Source organism: Pseudomonas neustonica (genome assembly GCF_003797945.1).
GTDB classification, from domain to species: domain Bacteria; phylum Pseudomonadota; class Gammaproteobacteria; order Pseudomonadales; family Pseudomonadaceae; genus Halopseudomonas; species Halopseudomonas neustonica.
The window spans coordinates 23,894-43,114 of the sequence record NZ_RKKU01000033.1 but is presented as its reverse complement, the minus strand read 5'-3'; the positions used below and the strand labels follow the sequence as shown (position 1 = coordinate 43,114).

Annotated in this window: 22 protein-coding genes; 3 read left to right on the top strand and 19 right to left on the bottom strand. The window is 55.1% G+C overall.

The genetic code is table 11. The features are described 5' to 3' along the window. Positions 1-527: 527 nt before the first annotated feature. Entirely contained in the window at positions 528-1,838 is a 1,311-nt protein-coding gene (locus EF096_RS18160; protein WP_123891181.1) for a hypothetical protein, read from the bottom strand. A 356-nt stretch (positions 1,839-2,194) separates the two neighbouring features. Here EF096_RS18160 and EF096_RS18155 point away from each other — a divergent pair, with 356 nt between their 5' ends. After that, positions 2,195-2,428 (top strand): helix-turn-helix domain-containing protein, encoded by a 234-nt coding sequence (locus EF096_RS18155; RefSeq protein WP_123891180.1) that lies wholly within the window; start codon positions 2,195-2,197, stop codon positions 2,426-2,428. 139 nt (positions 2,429-2,567) lie between these two features. On the opposite strand, the gene EF096_RS18150 is transcribed toward EF096_RS18155, so the two are convergent. The 10 genes from EF096_RS18150 to EF096_RS18110 all read right to left on the bottom strand — a co-directional run bounded on the left by EF096_RS18150 (position 2,568) and on the right by EF096_RS18110 (position 10,694). Continuing rightward, positions 2,568-3,718, bottom strand: a protein-coding gene (locus tag EF096_RS18150) for an IS3 family transposase (protein WP_123891179.1) whose coding sequence is annotated in 2 segments (ribosomal slippage) — positions 2,568-3,475 and positions 3,475-3,718 — 1,152 coding nt in all. Because the reading frame shifts where the segments join, the coding sequence is not laid out codon by codon here. A 104-nt stretch (positions 3,719-3,822) separates the two neighbouring features. Beyond that, positions 3,823-3,996 (bottom strand): hypothetical protein, encoded by a 174-nt coding sequence (locus EF096_RS20335; RefSeq protein ID WP_158611315.1) that lies wholly within the window; start codon positions 3,994-3,996, stop codon positions 3,823-3,825. Between the two features lie 218 nt (positions 3,997-4,214). Next, positions 4,215-4,529: a helix-turn-helix domain-containing protein gene (locus EF096_RS18145; RefSeq protein WP_372237935.1), complete on the bottom strand. Its 315-nt coding sequence runs from the start codon at positions 4,527-4,529 to the stop codon at positions 4,215-4,217. A gap of 17 nt (positions 4,530-4,546) precedes the next feature. Beyond that, complete coding sequence (gene ccmI / locus EF096_RS18140; protein WP_218565796.1) at positions 4,547-5,431, bottom strand: c-type cytochrome biogenesis protein CcmI; 885 nt, start codon at positions 5,429-5,431, stop codon at positions 4,547-4,549. 2 nt (positions 5,432-5,433) lie between these two features. Continuing rightward, entirely contained in the window at positions 5,434-5,922 is a 489-nt protein-coding gene (locus EF096_RS18135; RefSeq protein WP_011784903.1) for a cytochrome c-type biogenesis protein, read from the bottom strand. Next, positions 5,913-6,437: a DsbE family thiol:disulfide interchange protein gene (locus tag EF096_RS18130; RefSeq protein WP_022964277.1), complete on the bottom strand. Its 525-nt coding sequence runs from the start codon at positions 6,435-6,437 to the stop codon at positions 5,913-5,915. The genes EF096_RS18135 and EF096_RS18130 overlap by 10 nt, the downstream gene beginning before the upstream one ends. Further along, positions 6,434-8,431, bottom strand: a complete 1,998-nt coding sequence (locus tag EF096_RS18125) for a heme lyase CcmF/NrfE family subunit (RefSeq protein ID WP_123891176.1) — start codon at positions 8,429-8,431, stop codon at positions 6,434-6,436. The genes EF096_RS18130 and EF096_RS18125 overlap by 4 nt, the downstream gene beginning before the upstream one ends. 113 nt (positions 8,432-8,544) lie before the next feature. Next, positions 8,545-9,183, bottom strand: coding sequence for a peroxiredoxin (locus EF096_RS18120; RefSeq protein ID WP_123891182.1), 639 nt, complete (start codon positions 9,181-9,183; stop codon positions 8,545-8,547). Positions 9,184-9,283: 100 nt separating this feature from the next. Next, positions 9,284-9,796 carry a signal peptidase II gene (gene lspA, locus EF096_RS18115; RefSeq protein ID WP_123891175.1) on the bottom strand — a complete coding sequence of 171 codons (513 nt, stop codon included), beginning with the start codon at positions 9,794-9,796 and terminating at the stop codon, positions 9,284-9,286. Between the two features lies 1 nt (position 9,797). Further along, positions 9,798-10,694, bottom strand: coding sequence for a cation transporter (locus EF096_RS18110; RefSeq protein WP_123891174.1), 897 nt, complete (start codon positions 10,692-10,694; stop codon positions 9,798-9,800). A gap of 97 nt (positions 10,695-10,791) precedes the next feature. Here EF096_RS18110 and cadR (EF096_RS18105) point away from each other — a divergent pair, with 97 nt between their 5' ends. Continuing rightward, on the top strand, positions 10,792-11,196 hold the full coding sequence (cadR, locus tag EF096_RS18105; protein ID WP_123891173.1) for a Cd(II)/Pb(II)-responsive transcriptional regulator: 405 nt from the start codon (positions 10,792-10,794) through the stop codon (positions 11,194-11,196). Between the two features lie 224 nt (positions 11,197-11,420). On the opposite strand, the gene EF096_RS18100 is transcribed toward cadR (EF096_RS18105), so the two are convergent. From EF096_RS18100 to lnt, 6 genes are all read right to left on the bottom strand, one after another. After that, positions 11,421-12,374 (bottom strand): bile acid:sodium symporter family protein, encoded by a 954-nt coding sequence (locus tag EF096_RS18100; RefSeq protein WP_058089841.1) that lies wholly within the window; start codon positions 12,372-12,374, stop codon positions 11,421-11,423. 437 nt (positions 12,375-12,811) lie between these two features. Further along, a complete protein-coding gene (locus EF096_RS18090; protein WP_123891172.1) occupies positions 12,812-13,387 on the bottom strand; it encodes a TlpA family protein disulfide reductase in 576 nt (191 codons plus the stop codon). Positions 13,388-13,443: 56 nt separating this feature from the next. After that, positions 13,444-14,127 (bottom strand): SCO family protein, encoded by a 684-nt coding sequence (locus EF096_RS18085; protein WP_235869792.1) that lies wholly within the window; start codon positions 14,125-14,127, stop codon positions 13,444-13,446. A gap of 61 nt (positions 14,128-14,188) precedes the next feature. After that, positions 14,189-14,779: a protein-disulfide reductase DsbD domain-containing protein gene (locus EF096_RS18080; protein WP_096346787.1), complete on the bottom strand. Its 591-nt coding sequence runs from the start codon at positions 14,777-14,779 to the stop codon at positions 14,189-14,191. 16 nt (positions 14,780-14,795) lie between these two features. Further along, the gene (locus EF096_RS18075; protein WP_096346804.1) at positions 14,796-15,986 is read right to left on the bottom strand and encodes a protein-disulfide reductase DsbD family protein; all 1,191 of its coding nucleotides are present in this window, start codon (positions 15,984-15,986) and stop codon (positions 14,796-14,798) included. A gap of 257 nt (positions 15,987-16,243) precedes the next feature. Beyond that, positions 16,244-17,683, bottom strand: coding sequence for an apolipoprotein N-acyltransferase (lnt, locus tag EF096_RS18070; protein ID WP_036992120.1), 1,440 nt, complete (start codon positions 17,681-17,683; stop codon positions 16,244-16,246). A gap of 293 nt (positions 17,684-17,976) precedes the next feature. On the opposite strand from lnt, the gene cadR (EF096_RS18065) reads away from it, so the two are divergent. Further along, on the top strand, positions 17,977-18,378 hold the full coding sequence (cadR, locus tag EF096_RS18065) for a Cd(II)/Pb(II)-responsive transcriptional regulator (RefSeq protein WP_022964291.1): 402 nt from the start codon (positions 17,977-17,979) through the stop codon (positions 18,376-18,378). Between the two features lie 46 nt (positions 18,379-18,424). Here cadR (EF096_RS18065) and EF096_RS18060 read toward each other — a convergent pair whose 3' ends face one another. Further along, a complete protein-coding gene (locus EF096_RS18060) occupies positions 18,425-18,733 on the bottom strand; it encodes a TlpA family protein disulfide reductase (RefSeq protein WP_235869791.1) in 309 nt (102 codons plus the stop codon). A 56-nt stretch (positions 18,734-18,789) separates the two neighbouring features. Continuing rightward, entirely contained in the window at positions 18,790-19,173 is a 384-nt protein-coding gene (locus EF096_RS18055; RefSeq protein WP_023007037.1) for a YkvA family protein, read from the bottom strand. Between the last annotated feature and the right edge of the window lie 48 nt (positions 19,174-19,221).

Here is a 19,221-nt window from a genome sequence, read left to right as displayed (position 1 = left end):
GCTCAAAACGCGGTATCGATTGACCCATCGTGACCGCTCAGAGTACAAAACCCGTTCCAGCGTGAAGGCCGTGTGCAAATCGGTCACGATCACCGGAATGACCGGTCACGTTCGCCGGAATACGCACCAGTCAACGTTTTGCAGAAATCGCTGAGAATAGGGTTTCTGACCGGCCTAACCAAAAGCGATAGAGAGTCCAGCAACTTGCCTTGGCGAGTTGCAATTGCACATCCCAGCTCAATGATCTCCATGTTGAAAACGCTCTGAGGTTCGCCATCTGGACTGATTTGATCCTTCCAGCATGTCGCTTCAAGATCAACCACCAATAGAAGAGGTTCTTCCGTTAGCGTAGGGGTCGCGGAATGTAATGTCATGGTGAACCTCGCGCAAAGGGACGTTTATCGCGTTATTAGTCGGCATGTTTGCCAATACCATTTTCGTGCTTTTGGGATTTACTGGCCAAGGAATGGGTTTAAAATCGGCCTTAACCAGGCATCAAACTGAAGTGAATGGTATGCCGGAATAGCTTATGCACCGCGGTTTACGATTTCTAGGATCGCATCCTCCGTCGACAAGCCTGAACGTATAAGCACGGCGAACGCATCTAGAGCCGCAACCGAATCTTGTCCTTCCAATGTTTCCTTCATAAAACTGGCTGCCAACTTGTAGAGATCTCCTTCTCCTTTTCGTTTATCACTGATAGCCGAGAACAGCCTTAGAACTTCTGCACCTTTGGTAAGCTCATTCATACCAAACTGCGAATTGAATACCTGCCCAATAGCACCAGCGATATGGGGTTCTGGCCGACCCCAGTCATTACGCAGCGTTGCACCTTGATAAGCCGCTTCTAACTGCTTATGTATTTTTGTGGGAATCGTCGCAGTTGCCTTCTCGTGACTGTAATAAATGCGGCTGGCTAGAGCCGCAGCATCCCTTGTGACCTTCCAAATAATGAACCACATTTGAGATACGCTGAAGGTGCGTAACCCGTGCCGTACCAAACCCTCGACTTTCTGGATTGCCTCTTGATCCAGATCGTGATTGTGAAGTGAGCACTGATTGTCCATGTATCTCATAACATCAGTGACTGCAAAATCAAGCCAGAGATTAGTCAGCGCATTAGCGTCCGAAAACTCCCTATCAAATAACTCTCGGATCGCTTCTGGTTCGCGTCCCCTACCTGTATCAGGGGGCAGCAAATAACGAGCTGTAGATTTCTTTATCAGTAATTTGCCTTTTTCTACGAGATAGGTCCCGTTGGGGGCGTCAGTGGGGTCGTCTACCAACACCTCTTCCGTATAAAGGCGATCAATAAAATCACGCGCCCCCATAGGGGTCAGCTGCTCACAATCGCTAAGACAGAACGTTCCAAGCAACAATCGTGGACCAATCAGTATGCTAATTGCCTGCAATACAATTATCGTGTCATCCGTAAAGCCCTTGTAGGAAACCGTTTTGTTCTGCATATCATAGATATGGGGCCCTAGATGCCTCTCCAGTTCTGCTCGCTCTGCAGCCCTTCTGCCTGCAAGCTCTTTTCCCCGGCGCTCCAGGCAAATATCGCAAGTTTGGTAGGCTCGACGTGGTGTTTTCTTCACATCCGCCCGACCGTTGATAGGCATTGCACCGTCACATACAGGACAACTTTGGTTTTCATCGAATGCCTGACAGATCTCGCGGATATATTTAGCAACCACCCCAGGTTTAGTGATATCTCTAAACGGCAGAAGCTCGGCCACTCTCTCCAGATAAAGACCCTCGGCGTCCATTGCCCAGTACCGTTTAGCAAAATGGATTGCTTGCTGATCCTCGGTTAAAAACTCTAGTTTCACCGCCATATCATCACCTAAAAATCTTCATCGTCGGCTCTATAGCTAGTTGGTGATCCTGGAAGCGCAAGCCACTAGCAAACCATTACGAAGCATTCAATGGGGCTTTTCGTGCTATGACAGCACATCTCGTCAAGTCGAAAACATGGTCCGGTTAAACGCTTGGCACAAATATCCAGTTAATCGGGGTTTATGAATCGCCAGTGCTGCTCGTACAGGAGCAGCTTGCGTAGTCACCTGTCGAAGCTGAGGGGACCGAATCTCAAGCTGTCAGCCCAACAAAGAAAGCCAATACGGATTATAGTCCGTGGCCTACGAGTCCGCAAACACTGGATAGTTCTGCCTCAAATTACATTGAGGCGTTTATGGAGCTACTGGCTGAAGCAATGGGAGCTCGCATCCGGATGCAGAGAATGGCTTGTCGAATTTCTCAAGATGCGCTCGCGCTTGCTTGCAATATCGACCGTAGCTATATGGGGCGCATTGAGCGCGGAGAGGTGAATATCACCGTTCAGAAGCTATACCGGATCGCCATCTCGCTAGACTGCGACCCCGCCTTGCTGTTGCCCCCAATGAAGGACTGCAATCCTGCCGATTGATGAGTCAGTAGCAATGCAAATGGATGGTCAGGTGCACGCAATTTCGCAATAAATGATCGCAATATCCAGACGGATAGCGTAGCGGACTAGTGCCCTCTCTTAACAGGTAGCAGGCGCTCTGTGAATCGCCCCCGGTATCCTAGACACCCGTCAGGCTCTGGTAGTGACGCTTTTCGTACTCGACCGGTGACAGGTCACCACTCGTGCCGTGTCGGCGCCTTGGGTTGTAAAACATCTCAATATAATTGAACACATCGCGCCTTGCAGCCTCACGTGTCGGATAGATCTGCCGCTTAATGCGCTCCCGTTTGAGCAACTGAAAGAAGCTTTCGGCGACTGCATTGTCATGGCAGTTACCGCGACGACTCATGCTGCCCACCAGATGATTCGCTTTCAGAAAGCTCTGCCAATCACCGCTACTGAATTGACTACCTTGATCCGAATGGACCATTACGGACCCTGACGGTTTACGGCGCCATACTGCCGCTAACAGAGCGTCCAGCGCCAAATCCGAAGTCATGCGCGGCTTCATCGACCAGCCAACGACCTGGCGAGAGAACAGGTCGATAACCACGAACAAATACAGCCAGCCTTCGTAGGTGCGGATGTAAGTTATATCTGTCACCCAGGCAACATTGGGCGCCGACACTTCAAACTGACGATCTAGGTGGTTCGGTGAGACAACAGCAGGTTTACCGCTGTAGTAGCCTCGACGGCGCCGATAGCCGGTCTGAGACCGCAGTCCTTCGCCGCGCATTAGCCGGGCCACCCGGTGCTTACCGCAGGTCTCGCCAGCTTCACGAAGATCCAGATGAATTTTGCGATAGCCATACACGCCGCCGCTTTCAAGCCATGAGTGTTTTATCTGGCCCAACAGGCGCTGATCTTCCCGAGCACGGTCAGATAGCTTGTTGCGACAACAGGCATAGTAACCACTGGGGTGCACTGTCATCATCTTGCACAGGCGGCGCACGGGATATTTGTCCACTTGGCTCTGAATAAACGCGTACCTCAGTCGGACTCTCTGGCGAAGTACGCGGTGGCCTTTTTTAATATATCGCGCTCTTCTGATACGCGTTTGAGCTCGGCCTTCAATCGCCGGTTCTCAGCCTGGAGATCGTCATCCTGCTGTCGCTGGGCGGTGGGCTTATCGTAGCGCTTGAGCCATTGATACAGGCTGTGTGCCGACACGCCTAATCGAGCGGCGACCTCGGCAACGGAATGGCCTCGATCTGCCACCTGCTTGACGGCTTCGATTTTGAATTCTTCGGTGTAGCGTGGGTTGCTCATTGGACCTCCTGGGTGCCTCGATTATAAGGCCTGGAGGTGTCTACGAAACTAGGGGCGATTCACTGCGCCGCATTCCCATATGAACTCATTCCGCCCATATCTTGTCAGCGCTCGATAGAAATAGAGGCGCTGCCGAGTTCCTCCAGCGCCAAGTTGATGTAGTCGCTGAGGAGGACGCTCAGTTCAGTAGGACTTCTGCCGTGGCTGAGTTCGAGAGCAACATCCTTAAGATTGGACTGTAGGGATTCGACGGCAAGCTTTGCTTTAATCAGGTCCAAGGTGCTTCCAAACCTCGCCACTTCCTCGCAAGCTGCAGGCCGCACCAATTCCTTAACTCCCTTCCGGACAAAACAGTTCACACGAGTTCTCAGACCTGGTACGGATCCTGTTACCTCCAAAAGGTCACGTCCTGCAGTACCTCGAGGCCCAGCCGCATCACCTCCAAGAGTCACATCGCCGGCACCGCGTCCGGCAGGTCCTGTGGCCCTGGGTGACGCTAGGCGGCGACGACGGAAACCCGGCCTGGCGTTGTAGAGTGGCTGTCAGCGCCGATCACAATCTGTACATCGAGCCCGAGCCGCGTCAGGCATTCGAGCATCATGGCTTCACTGATGCCTCGAAATTGGCCCCGAAGCATCTTGGATACCTTGGACTGAGGCATGCCAATCACTTCTGCCGCTTGGCCCTGTTTCCATTTGTGGGTCTTGATGATTTCGCCGATCTGGGAGGCCAGTTGGGCCTTTATCTGCATTTCATCAGCATTAGGAATGTCGAGGTCGGCATAAACATTGGCCGTCCTGACTCTGTTTATGAAAGTGTGTCCGGGTTTTAATCAACAACAAGGCCAGCTTCATTGGCAGACTGTTCCAGCCGCTGCTCAGCAACAGCGGTACCTTTACGAATGGCCTCTGCGGAGGCGGAATCCTCGAAGCCAGCCAACGCCCGGCGCCAGTAACCGATCGCCTGTTCATAGCGGCCATCGTCAAAGGCCTCGACCCCCAGTATGCCCAGCGCCGTTGGCTCACGTGGATCCTTGTCGAGTATTTCGTCGATCAGCGCATGCACTTCATCGGTCAGGCTGCGCCCGGCCACAAAGAATTTTATCTGAGCCAGTTGGGCCAGAAGATCTACTCTGCGGCCTTCCAGTTCGATCAGTCGTTCCAGGGCGTCAATCGCCTGACCCGGTTGACCGATTTTCTGGTAAAGCGGAAACAGCAAGGACCAGACCTTGGGATTATCCGGCTGAGTCCCGGCTTCCTCTTCGAGCCGACCAACCAGGGTTTTCATTGAGGCACCGGGCGTGTTGAGCACGTCCTGCTGGGCGGCATGCAGCGCCAGATCGCCATCGGCACCCAGCCATCGATAGCCGATCATGCTGGCAGCCATGACTGCCGTTATCACCAGTGGAATCATCAAACGTCCTGACAGGGGGCGCCTGAGAGGCATTCGGCGATGGGCCTCGGTGTCCTCCAGCAGATTGCGGTCCAGCTCGTGGCGGCCTTCTTCAAAACGGGCGACGTCAATCTCGCCGCGATCGCGGGCGCTTTTCAGGGCTGAAAGCCGGCGTTCATAGACGGCCAGGTTTTGCGCCTCAGCGTGATCATCGGCCTCAAACCGCTGCTGCCAGTCATGGATCGCCCTTGCTCTTCGCAACGGTAGACTCAGGAACCACAGCGCTATAAGCAACAGTGTGCCGATACTTAACCAGAGCATAGTCATTCCGACCTCTCACGATGACGATGAATCAAAGAGGACAGGCGGGTACGCTCCTCCTCGGAGAGCGGCCGCACTCGCCGGTGCCTGCGTGCCCGGACAAAGGCAATCACAACCAGGGCGCCTCCTGCTACCAGCGCTGCCGGCAATGCCCAAAGCAGCCACGTGCGCCCGTCAAGGCGCGGATTGTAAAGAACGAACTCGCCAAAACGATTAGCCATGAAATCAAGAATTTCCTTATCCGCACGCCCCTCATGAAGCATCAGCGCTACCCGCTCCCGCATGTCCGCCGCCACCGGCGAATCGGAGCTGTCGATGGCTTGAGCATCACATTTAGGGCACCGCAATGACGCCGTAAGGTCGCGATAACGCTCCGCCATCACCGGATCCTCGAAATGACGCGCATCAATTGCCGTATCCGCCATCGACTGGAACGAGGCCATCAAAAGCACGATGACCACACAGCAACGGATCTTCAGGGTTAGCGCCATTTCTCTACCTCCATCATGACTTCATCCACCTGGGCGGGCGTTATGTACCCAACGTGCTTGTATCGAACGATACCGTCTGCGTCGACCAGGAAGGTTTCGGGCACGCCATACACGCCAATTTCAAAACCCAGGTCACCGGCAGGATCGAAGATGTTGACCTCGAAAGGTTTTCCGAACTCTTCGAGAAACTGTCGCCCCAGGTCACGGGCGTCTTTATAGTTGATGCCCACCATCTGAATGCCGCGCTCGGAGAGCGCCAGTAGCTGGGGCATTTCCTCCTTGCAGGTCGGGCACCAGGATGCCCAGACATTGACCAGAGATATCTGCCCGCGAAGCAGGGATTCATCCACCTCGGTATCAGGGTCCTCCAGCGTCGGGAGCGTGAACGCGGGAAACGCCTGGCCTATCAGGGCTGACTCGCGAGCACTGGGATCCAGCGAAAGCCCCCGGTACAAAAAGAAGGCCAGGCCAACGAATACCAGAAAAGGAAGCAGCAGCAACAGTCGGCGTATCATGCGCGGACCTCGCGCGTCGGCCTCATCGATTCCCCATTAGCGGCGACTGCACGGCGACGACGGTAGCGACGGTCTGCCACGGCCAGCACGCCCCCGGAGGCCATCAGCAGCGCACCCAGCCAAAGCCAGCGTACAAATGGCTTGACCTGTAGGCGCATTGCCCAGCTGCCGTCGTCCAGTTCCTCCCCCATGGCCACGTAAAGGTCCCGCAACAGGCCGGGGTCGAGTGCGACTTCGGTCATCGGCTGCCCTCGGGCAATGTACAGGCGCTTCTCCGGGTACAGGGTGGTGACAATCCGGCCTTCACGGGCAACCTCGATGGTCGCCGTATCGGCGAGGAAGTTGGGCCCCCGACGCTCGCCCAGTTCGGTCAGCGTAAAATCGTACCCGCCCAGATTCACCTGCTCACCGATATCAAGCCGCACATTACGCTCCATGGCGTAGTTCGACACCATCACCACGCCCACGATGGTGACGGCCAGGCCCACGTGGCCGACCACCATGCCCCAGTATGAAGGGGTCAACTTACGCAATCCGGACAGCGCAGAGGACGCATTGCGGACTTTATCAAACAGGTCGCGCACCAACGCCAGTACTACCCACAGGGCCGCCACCATCCCCAGCGCCACGGCGACATTCCACTGGCCGTTGTAAAGAAACGGTATCGATATCGCAATCGCCAGTGCGGCCAAGCCCGCCCCCAGTAGTCGCCGGAACAGCTCCCGACCGGGCATCTGCTTCCAGCGTGAGACCGGCCCCAGCCCCATAAAGGCACACAGCATGACGGTCAGTGGCACGAACAGGCTATTAAAGTAAGGCGCGCCGATACTGACCTTGCCCAGCCCGAGTGCATCCAGGATCAAGGGGTACAGGGTGCCCATCAGGACCGTGATCGTCATGATGACCAGCAAAATATTGTTGATCAGCAACAGAGCATCCCGGGAAAGCCAGCTAAAGCCCGCATTGGCGCTCATTCGCGGCGCCCGTAGCGCAAAGATCAAAAGCGAGACGCCGACCGTTATTCCCAGCAACGCCAGAATGAAGAGCCCCCGAGATGGATCATTGGCAAAGGCATGAACCGAGGTCAGTACCCCTGAGCGCACCAGGAAGGTGCCCAGTAACGAGAGTGAGAACGTGAAAATCGCCAGCAGTGCCGTCCAGCTCTTGAACGTGCCGCGTTTTTCCGTGACCGCCAGTGAATGTATCAGCGCTGTCCCGCTCAGCCAGGGCAGGAGCGATGCATTTTCCACCGGATCCCAGAACCACCAGCCGCCCCAACCCAGCTCATAGTAGGCCCACCAGCTACCCAGAGCGATGCCGAGGGTGAGAAAAGCCCAGGCAATGTTGGTCCACGGCCGAACCCAGCGCGTCCAGGCCGCATCGAGACGCCCCTCAATCAGCGCAGCGATGGCAAAAGCAAAGACCACTGAAAAACCCACATAACCCATGTAAAGCATCGGCGGATGGATGATGAGGCCGACGTCCTGCAACAACGGATTCAGATCGGCACCGTCGGTTGGTATGCCCGGCAGCAAGCGCTCGAAGGGGCTGGACGTAACGACGATAAAAAGCAGAAACCCTGCGCTGACGACACCCAGAACACCCAGAACCCGTGCCAGCATGTCCCGTGGCAACTCGCGGGAAAACAGACTGACGGCAAAGCCCCAGCCACTGAGAATCAGACTCCACAACAACACCGAGCCTTCATGAGATCCCCAGACGGCGGTGAACTTGTAGTACCAGGGCAGCATCGAGTTCGAATTACGGGCCACATAGTCCACGCTGAAATCATCCAGAAGAAAACTGGCGGTCAGGCTGGCATAAGAAACCAGCAGAAAGGCAAATTGCCCCCACGCCATGGGCTCTGCGAAAGCCATCCACAACGGGCGCCGGGTGGCGGCTCCCAGAAGGGGCACGGTCGCCTGAAGCAGCGACAGGCAAAGTGCAATCAGTAAGGCGAATAGACCAACTTCAGGGACTGTCAAGGTAAGCATTTCTGGACCCTGTTCGGGTAGGTTAAGGGTTCGGCGATGACCGAACCTATCGATGAGGGGTTCTCAGGTATTGCTTCGTTCGCCAGCCGCACGACCGGCTGGCGAACGCCTTATCACTTCCGGCCAGGTTGGCGGGTAACGCGCAGATACGGTGTCTGCTCATCCCATCCCTCAGGGAAGCGTTTTTTGGCCTCTTCGTTGGAGAGCGACGGAACGATGATCACATCCTCGCCATTTTTCCAGTCCACCGGCGTGGCCACTTTATGGTTGTCGGTTAGCTGGAGCGAGTCAATAACGCGCAGGATCTCGTCCAGATTGCGCCCGGTGCTGGGTGGATACGTCAGCATCAGACGGATTTTCTTCGCGGAATCAATAATGAATACCGTACGAACAGTCACTTTGGGGTCGGCTTTTGGATGGATCATTCCGTAAAGGTCTGCAACCACCTGATCCTTGTCTGCCAGGAGAGGAAAGTTAAGCCCTGTGCCCTGGGTTTTCTCGATATCCTTCGCCCAGTCGTTATGGGAATCGAGCGGGTCGACAGACACCCCGATCAGCTTCACGCCGCGACTGGCGAACTCGTCCTTGCGCTTGGCGAAGGCGCCGAGCTCTGTGGTACAGACGGGAGTGTAGTCGGCGGGGTGTGAAAACAGCACGGCCCAGTCGTCTCCCAGCCACTCATGAAACTGAATGTTTCCCTCGGTGGATGCGACGGTGAAATCGGGAGCGGTTTCTCCAAGTTGCAATGTCATCGTTTCATTCTCCTTTGCTTTGGCTTTCGTTCTCGGTTCGTCAACACAGACGATATGTTCAAAGTCAACTTTAAGGTAAAGGCGTTTGTCACACGTTTTTTCAGCCAGATCCATCCGGTGCGGCGTTCGTGCCCGATTTTTCGGGTATGAAACTGACATAGAGGAAAAGCACGGTGCCCAGCACAATGGCGATATCGGCAAGGTTAAAGGCTGGCCAGTGCCAGGATTGCCAATAGACATCAAAGGAATCCACAACATAGCCACGAAATATCCGGTCAATCAGGTTGCCCACGGCACCGCCAAGAATAAGACTGTACGCGATGGCTTCTCCCCTGCGGCGGCACTGAAGAATCAACCTGATCAGTACGATCGAGACCACTACCGCGATTGCGATAAGAAAGTAGCGCTGCCAGCCTCCACCATCGGCAAACAGACTGAATGCGGCGCCGGTGTTCCAGACATGAACCCAGTTAAAGAACGGGGTCACCGGAATCGACTCGCCATACGCCATTGACTGCTGGACCAGCCATTTTACAACCTGGTCAGACGCTGCGATCAGGCCGGAAATAGCCAGCAGGGTATACGGCAAGAACTTTTTGCCAGCGATGGACATTTTAACCCTTGAGCGCCAGGATGCGCCTGGCACCGTTGAGTACAATGACCCCCGCGATGCTGCCGATGATCAGGTCCGGATAATTGGAGCCAGTCCAAGCCACCAGTGCGCCGGCGGTAATGACCCCCAGGTTGATGACCACGTCGTTGGCTGAGAATATCCAGCTCGCCTTCATGTGCGCCCCACCCTCCCGATGTTTGGATATCAGCAGCAGACAGGTGGTATTGGCGATCAATGCAATGAACGCAATCCCCATCATTACCAGCGACTCCGGCTCACTGCCGAAGACAAAGCGCCTCACCACCTCTGCAAGTACGCCTACAGCCAGTATCAGTTGGAGTACGCCCGCGAGATGCGCCGCACGCACCTGCGTTTTCACGCTGTGCCCAACCGCATACAGGGCGAGCCCATACACGGCCGCGTCGGCAAAATTGTCCAGGGATTCTGCAATCAAACCGGTGGAGTGCGCGATCAGGCCGGCCGTCATTTCCGCCACAAACAGGACAGCATTGATACCGAGCAACCAACGCAGGGTGCCCGACTCCTGCTCGGCCGAGATAGCCGTACCCCCGAGCGCCTTGATTGATTCAGGGTCGGCAGCGGCCGTTTCCTGAAGCGAAGCTCCCAGCCCGAGGGTCGCCAGCTTCGCGGTGATAGGCTCAGCCTCGCCATCGTGCACAACCTTCAACCGCCGATCAGACAGGTCGAAGGACAGCCCGCGAATGTCTTCAAAACCATTCAGGGCCAGTCGAATCATCCGTTCCTCCGAAGGACAATCCATCTTCGGTACGGTATACACACTGATCCAGTTGCCGGACGCTTCAGAGGCCTCCGACCCGGCGTTACCCTCGGCGGACGTTGCGTCGCAGCCACAGGCGTCTTCACAGGATTTACTCATGATACGGCTCCACTTGAGTATTGTCGGATTATGATTTAAAACCATATAGCCACTATAAGGTCAATAGAGCAGATACCATTTGTTGAGGAGACACCCGATGCGCATTGGTCAGTTGGCGCGGTCCGTAGGGGTTGACACCCAGACCATCCGTTTCTATAAGCGAGAGGGCTTGTTACCACCGCCGGATCGTCAGGACAACGGCTACCGTATTTACACTGAACGGCATGTTGAGCGACTGGCCTTCATCCGGCGCTGCAGAATACTTGAGCTATCACTCGCTGAAATTCACGAGTTACAGCGTTATCAGGGCGCGCCCCATCAGCCTTGCAGGGCCATCAACACCTTGCTTGATGATCACATCGCTCAGGTACGGTCTCAGATAACCGATCTGCAGGTACTGGAGAAACAACTTGTGTCGCTGCGAGCAAGTTGTAACGATGATCGGGAAATTGAGGCCTGCGGGGTTCTCGAAGGGCTCAGCGAAGGAAACATGCAGCAGTAGCCTGAAGCACTTATGCTCAGTATTAGGGTAGCCAGCGCGGAAAGATCAAGATACTTGCGTAGGTGCTGAACATCCGCTCCCTGGCAGAGTTTTTCGGCAACACGTAGCCTGAGTAGTCGGCAGATGGAGCAAGCACTTCATCATGTCTTGTTTCGTTGAAAAGGCTGCATCAACTGTTGCCAGTAGTTCATTGGTAATTCGGCGCTGAAACAATACCAAGATCCTTAGTGCTGATCGCTCGCTCGGAATCGTAGTAAGCCGTGCCGTGCAAGGATCTTAGCGGCAATGGGTGAAGTGATCATTTGTATCACTGCAAAGAATGCGGCAGGAATCGCAATTTCTGAAGGTAAGCCAGATGCGGCGACAAAAGCAGCAGCAATGCTAAATTCTTTTTTGCTCACGGTGAAGAGATAGGTAATCACTTCTTTCCGGTCAGAGGTTAGCAACCGTGAGGACATTCCTATCAGGTAGCCAATCAGATTAAGACTCAGGGCTGCTCCAGCAATCAAAAAAGCGTACCAGCCATAACCAATGATAGTTTCTGCGTTTGGGCCTACTACAGCCAGTAGTATCAGAAGATATATGATTGATCCAATTCCCGCGTACGTTGAATCATGGCGTGCAAAAAAATCTGGAAATCCTGTGCGTAAGCTCACTCCAACAACAGTGGGAACGAGAACGATCAAGGCTAATTCAAAGATGATTGCCCCGAGAGGAACTTCCAGCTGTATTCCAGTCAGCCATAAAAAAACGAATGGAACAATGAATGGCGATAGTGCTGTATTGACCGCATTAAAAACGGCTGCTAAGGCAACATTCCCCCGCGCCATTAATACCAGCAGCGGAGACGAAACATCTGTCGGCAATGTGCCAAGCAACGTTTGACCTGCTGCAAGAGGTCCGTTCCCGAAAAATAAACGGCCAGTCAGAAAACCGGCAATCGACATCGGACCATAGACCAGACCTAGTGCTAAAAATTGCCTTGAAGGTTTGCGAAAGACCACTCGAACGGCATGTGCGTCGAAGGTAAGACTGATGACAAGCATCAGCAGCGCGAGCAGTGGACCGATAAAGGGCTCTAGGTGCGTTCCTAACCCTGGGAATACTAAGACCAAACCAGCTAAAGTGATAACGAACCAAACAAGATTAGACTCCACAAAATAGATGAATCTGATCATATCTTGGAGTCCACCGTGCCCGGTGAGGTTGGGCGACCTTCACACTGCGCGAACAACTCGATGGCTTTGTCGCAATAAGCACAGTGCCCATCGCAGCAGTCGTGCATCAGAAACGCTATGAGATCAGCAAGTACAGGAAAAATAGCACTGTAAATTATTGAACGCCCCTGGCGTCGTTTTTCTAAAAGGCCTGCGTGTTCTAGATGGTTGAGATGAAAGAGAGTCGCGATGATGAGACACCACCTAGCGCGTCTCCTATCTCACCAGCCGATAATCCATTGGCTCCTTTCACCACCAGTAGTCTAACGATGCGAAGTCGTGTTTCTTGAGAAATCGCCCCAAACGCCCTTACAGCTTCTGCTTCATTTCAATATCTCAATACCTATTGCTATATTGAAATATTAGGTGTCCCCTGGTCCAGTCGGCGTGGCCCGCGGTCAGTCCGGAACCTCGGAGATCGCACGGGTCATCAAATCCACCATGGCCGGGCTGTCCCATTCCGCGGCACCTACCAGGCGGCCAATTTCGCGACCGTTATGATTAATCAGCAGCGTTGTAGGAACACCTTCTATGCCCAGTGTTGAGGTCGCCAGTGTGGACGGATCAATATACTTGCGAAGGTGCTGGATGCCTGTTTCCAGGTAGAATTTTTCGACAACGCTGATGCCTGCGTGGTCAACAGACAGCGCGACCACTTCAAATTGCTCGCCGCCCAGTTGAGCCTGAAGTGAGTCCAGCGTCGGCATTTCCTCACGGCAAGGCAGGCACCAAGTCGCCCAGATATTGAGCAATATCGCCTTACCCTTAAAGTCAGCCAGTGTCAGCGGCCTGCCGACTTCGTCTTCAAAAGCCAGCTCGGGCAGAGTGCGAGGGGACTCCCAGATCAGGAAACCCTGGGGCCCCACCGACTTCGGAACCTTCCCAGCTGCAAAAACTGGAGCGGTCATGGAAATAACAAGCGCGAAAAGAACTGCGGCGATTCCCCGGGCGGCGGATATGTGCTGGTGACTCATTGGACATTTCTCCTGATTACAGTGGTCGGTTTGCTGCCCGCATGGCGCCCCGAGCGTTATTCGCTTTGTAACAACGCTTCAATACGCCCGTGCAGTCGGCCCCAGAACCCATCATCGGCTGCCGCGCTGGGGCCTTTGGCAATGGCCGTCAGGTAGGTCACCAGGTGTTCAGGCTTGAATTTCAATCCATGGAACCGGGCCCGCATCTGCCCTTCCGGGTCAATCACGTGGGTTACCACACCATGGACCTGTACACCCTCACCCGTATCCCTGAACTGAACGCCGTAGGCTTTAGCAAGTTCTGGTGTCAGTTCAGGTGGTTCCATCCTGGCTCGGTAGAGGAATTGCCAGTTGCGGGGATTCAGATCGAAATTCTCGCCGTAGGCACGCATGTTTCTCCGGGTGCCTGCAACATCTTCCCGGTCCGTGGCAATGGTGATGAACACCACCTCTTCACTCAGCCCTTCTTCTTCAACCCCGGTTTGCAACTGCCGGATCAGGTTCATATGCAAAGGGCAGGCCTCGGTACAGCGCGTGTAGAGAAAGTTAAGCACAACGGTTTTGCCGTTTAAGTCGGCAAGGGCAAGGGTATTGCCATCAACGCCTGTAAGATCAAATTCAGGGGCCGGCTGATCCACAAACTGGGCATACCGCTCTTTCTCGTTCAACGAGGCCTCCACATCTTCCATGGAATGGGCCATGGCATTGGTGCTGACCTGGGCAACCATGGCAATCAGCAATTCTGAATACACTGTTCACAGTCATTCTCCATTTGAGTTGTTTTCCGAAGGGAGTCCCGGTTTATTGTGGCTTGATATCGTCCAGATTCAGCGCAACGGGCAGGTCAGCTGGTGCCAGGCAAACGCCCTCGTCACTGCAGGCCTGTACCCGTACCGTCATGTCTAGCTTGCCTGCCTCTTTCAGCGCGGCGGTCTGTTTTTCGTCTGGCAGCAGCCGGATACTCGCACCGTCGTCGTACACCTCCAGGGCGGTGTCACCCAGTGTGATGTCACTGACCCTGCCGCGGGGGTACTGGGTCGGGATGTCAAGCGACTGACCGTTGACCGAAGAACTGGCGACGGTGGGAATCAGTAACTCCATGGAGGCCGGGTTGGCGTTCACGTGCCAGCCCGATTCAATGTCCAGTGTCAGAATAATTTCACCGGTCTCCCCTATCAGGGCTTTGCCGCCTTCCGCAAGATTGAGGCGGACCTTATCGGAAGAATCTGCCAACCCCGTGCGGGCAACTGGCGCCTGGGGGTCGGAATTGGCTCGTTCGGTCTGGGCCGAGCCAGGAGCGTTTCCGGAATTGGTACCGATCAACGTGAACGCCGCGATCGCGATCAGAAAAACCGCTACGCCGGTCAGCAATACTTTGGTTCGGGTTGTCATGGTTCATCTCCAGTAGCTAGCGTTGTGAGTTCTCGGTGCGGTTGATCGCCTCGACCAGGCTGTCGGTATCAAATAGCCCAGTGAAACGGGCGACAACGGTGCCGTCAGCGTCAAAAATCGCCGCAAAAGGTAAAGCCTGCCCTCCCGTTGCGGTTAACAATGCGTCTTTTTCGGGATCGCTTGCTGTCACATCAACCTGAATCGGCACCATGCCGGCCCGCGCTACGGCTTCAGCCACAGCGGGCTCTTTATACACGGTGCGCTCCAGGACCTTGCAGTTGATGCACCAATCGGCAGTGAACTCCAGCAAATACGGTGTGTCCCGGGCTTTTGTGTCCGCCAGGAGTTCTGCGGAGTAGGGCTGCCAGACAAGTTCGTCTTCGCCGCTGCCCAACGGAGATGCGAATACCACTGTCACCGCAAGGGCAAGGCCTGTCGCCGTTGCAGTGATCACGCGAACGGCACCGCTCCCCTGAACGAAACGACGGAGACCCCAGACCAGCACCAGCGCCAGCCAGGCCCACCACAGCCAGGGGTATACCGCTTTGGGCACCAGGCTCGCGCTGAAAAAGACGGCGGCGGCCAGCAATATCAGCGCGAGCACTTCTCGAATGGCCAGAGTCCAGGGCCCCGCCTTGGGCAACCGGCTCAGCCACTTGGGTTTGAGGATCAGTGCCGCGTAGGGCAGCGACAACCCCAGCCCGATACTGCCGAATATCCCCATAGTTACCGGCGCCGGCTGGGTAACGGCAAAGGCTAGGACTCCACCCAGGAAAGGACCAGCACAAGGTGCAGCCAAAACCGCACTCAATAACCCCGATAAGAATGCTTCAGAGTAACGCCGGCCATGGGCCGAGGCGGCGAACGACGGGATCGGAATGGGCAAATCCAGCCACGTGACCACCGCAAACCCGACCAGCAAGGCAACAAGGATACCAACGAACACCGCGGACTGAAACAAAGTGCCCCAGCTCCACTGAAGAAATGCGGTCAATCCGCCCAGCGTCAAGAAAAACGCGAGTGTTCCTGCGGTGAACGCCAATGCGGCCAGCACGCGGTGCGATCGTTGGCTGCCCGCCTCTCGTAAGATAGTCCGGACCTTAATAGGAATCGCGGGCAAAACGCAGGGCGTCAGGTTGAGCAGCAAACCTGCCACTGTCGCCATTAAGAGCTGGCTGGCGATGAGTAAAGAGGGAATGTGATCGATCATTCAGCTATTCCAGCCCTTCCCACGATTCCCGACTGAAACGTCCGGTCTGACCCCGCCATTGGCCGCTTGCATCCTTAAACAGAAGGTTGTTTGAGTGCTCATATCTCTTCTCCATATAGACGCCGCCAATATTAACAGGAGCGAGAGCCACAGCAACGCATCGCTTTCCCGGCTTGTGAGCTTTTTTCTTGATAGCCAATTGCCACATGTAGACAAATCCCTTCCTCCTCATCCGATTTAAAATCTGCTCGCTGTCATGTACCCAAGCGATGATACTGCCGAATTCGACGAAGCAGGAGCAAGCCGAGTCCGAGTGCGATCACGCCAAGGACAGGCCAATCCCGCCAGCGCACATAAGGGGTTGCGCCAGTTCTGGGGGTCACTTCGGCACTGAGGGTGGCTACGCGGAATTGAGGAGCGCGTGTAAGAACCTTTCCCTCGTAGCTGACAGCTGCTGTGATACCCGTGTTCGTGGCTCGCAGTAGGTCACGTCCGGTTTCGATGGCACGCATGCGGACCATCTGAAAGTGCTGGAAAGGGCCGAGCGAGCTGCCGAACCAGGCATCGTTACTGACATTCACCAGCAACTGCGCTTCGGGCAGAAACTCCGTGACTTCAGCACCAAAGACCGCCTCGTAGCAGATGAGTGCCCCTACAGGCACCCCTGCTGCCTTCAGGACGTGCGCTTCCCGTCCCGGTGTGAAATCGGACATGGGCGCCCCGAGCACGTCGAGGGACGAACCCAAAAACTCCCGAAACGGAACATACTCACCGAAGGGCACCAGGTGACGTTTGTAGTAGAAGCCTGAGGGATCGGAGAGGCTTGTCACCGCGTTGTAGGTGCGACCGTCCTCCTCGCGTATCGGGACGCCAATCATCAACGAGGTGCCTGCCTGATCGGCTAACGCCTTAAGCTCAGCAAGATATTCTCTAGCCTCGTCATGCCACATCGGGATTGCCGTTTCTGGCCAAATCACAATGTCGGCCCCGAGATGCTGCTTCGTAAGCGCCTGATAACGGTCCAGCGTGATTCCCCGTGAATCCGGGTCCCATTTTCTGTCTTGCGCGATGTTTCCTTGCAAGAGGGCAATATTGATAGGATCAGCGGCTGGCTGCGTCCACTCATGATCCAGGAGCTGCAAGCTGGCAAGAGTAGCGGTTAACACGGCACCGGCTACCGCTGCACGGCGCAGGCTTGGATTTAAAACAACCCAAGCCAGGCCGCCAGCGAGCAAGGCCACCAGAAAACTCACGCCAAGCACACCAAAGACAGGCGCGATAGTGGCGAGTGTGGTGTCGGTCTGGCTGTAGCCGACAAAGAGCCAGGGAAAGCCGGTTAAGAACCAGGTGCGCATCCATTCACTCAACACCCATGTCGCTGGTAGCCCTAGCCAGAGGGCCGTCGCATCCATCTCAGGGTGCAGGCGGCGTACGAGGTACGCGACGCCCCATGGAAAGAGGGCAAGCAGCGAGACAAAGGCCGCTGTAGCTAACATCCCCACCACGGGGCCATTGCCGTACTGGCTGATGCTGACGAAGACCCAGGAGACACCTACACCGAAGTAACCAAGGCCAAAGAAGTAAGCCGACCATAACGCCTGACGCTTTGAAGGTTGCGCGGTCAGGACAAACAATGCGGCCAGAGCGACCACCGCAAGCCATGCCCAACCAAAAGGGGCAAAGGCAAGCGGCATGGCGCCTCCGGCAAGCAAAGCCATCACCCTCGTTACAAGAGTCTTGTAGCGCATTCCCGTGGATAGGTCGAAGAGTAGCGCGCACTTATCACCCAATGCTCTCGCCTCCGAAATCAAGATCAACCCTGTGGCTCATGCCTTTTTTTGCTCCGCTCAATTCAGTCCGCAGCCACATGGGCCATCACAAGATTTACTCATGACACGGCTCCACTTGAACAATATGGTGTTACCATTCAAAACCATATAGTAGCTATAAGGTCAACAGGGTAGAGAATACGTTGAGGAGAAGCATGATGCGCATTGGACAGTTGGCACGGTCAGTAGGGGTCGATACTCAGACTGTCCGATTCTACGAACGGGAGGGCTTGTTGCCACCGCCAGATCGGCAGGAAAACGGTTACCGTGTCTATACCGAGAAGCATGGTGAGCGACTGGCTTTCATCCGTCGCTGCAGGATCCTCAACTTGTCACTGGCTGAAATTCAAGAATTACAGCACTATCAGGGCGCGCCCCATCAGCCTTGCAGGGCCATCAACGCCTTACTTGATGATCACATCGCTCATGTACGGTCTCAGATAACCGATCTGCAGGTATTGGAGAAACAACTCGTGTCGCTGCGAGCGAGTTGTAACGATGATCGGGAAATTGAGGCCTGTGGGGTTCTCGAAGGACTCAGCGAAGGGAGCGTGCAGTAGTAGCCTGAAGCATTAACCACCCGCTTTTTCCCTTGCGTGAACCCAGTCAGTCCGGAACCCCGGCAATGGCCCGGGTCATCAAGTCCACCATGGCTGGACTGTCCCATTCCGCAGTACCAACCAGGCGGCCAATTTCACGACCGTCATGGTAAATCAGCAGCGTTGTAGGAACACCTTCTATGCCCAGTGTTGAGGTCGCCAGTGTGGACGGATCAATATACTTGCGAAGGTGCTGGATGCCTGTTTCCAGGTAGAATTTTTCGACAACGCTGATGCCTGCGTGGTCAACAGACAGCGCGACCACTTCAAATTGAGGGTCGGCAACGATTCTGACGAAATCCTCCAAAAAGCGCATTAACCATCTGTTTTACAAGCCTTAAATTAACTATTTCATCACGTGCAGACGATGCGTTACCTGCTGTATTCCCACACCCAGTAGCCAAAAGCCGTGGCACATAAAAGCCATGTGCCAATAACGACTGCGGCCGCAACGTGGCTGATCGGCTTGATTGCCACTTTAGCTGCTTTCGAGCGACTTGCTTCTATCACATTCGATGGCGTCAGCTTGATGACAAGGACGATGCCCAGCGGGACCAAGATAATGTCGTCAAGATAGCCCAGGATCGGCATGAAGTCCGGAATGAGATCAATTGGACTCATGGCGTACGCTGCGATTGCGAGCAGCCGAACGACTATGGGGGGTATTCGGGTCTCGCGCCACAAAATAACCGTCAGCGCATCATGCTGAATGCGTTTTGCCGCAGCTCGCAGCCTGCCAAAGATCACGGTAGACATCTAACTACTCCTTGCGCGATTGGCATCACTCGCAACTCTCAGGGATGA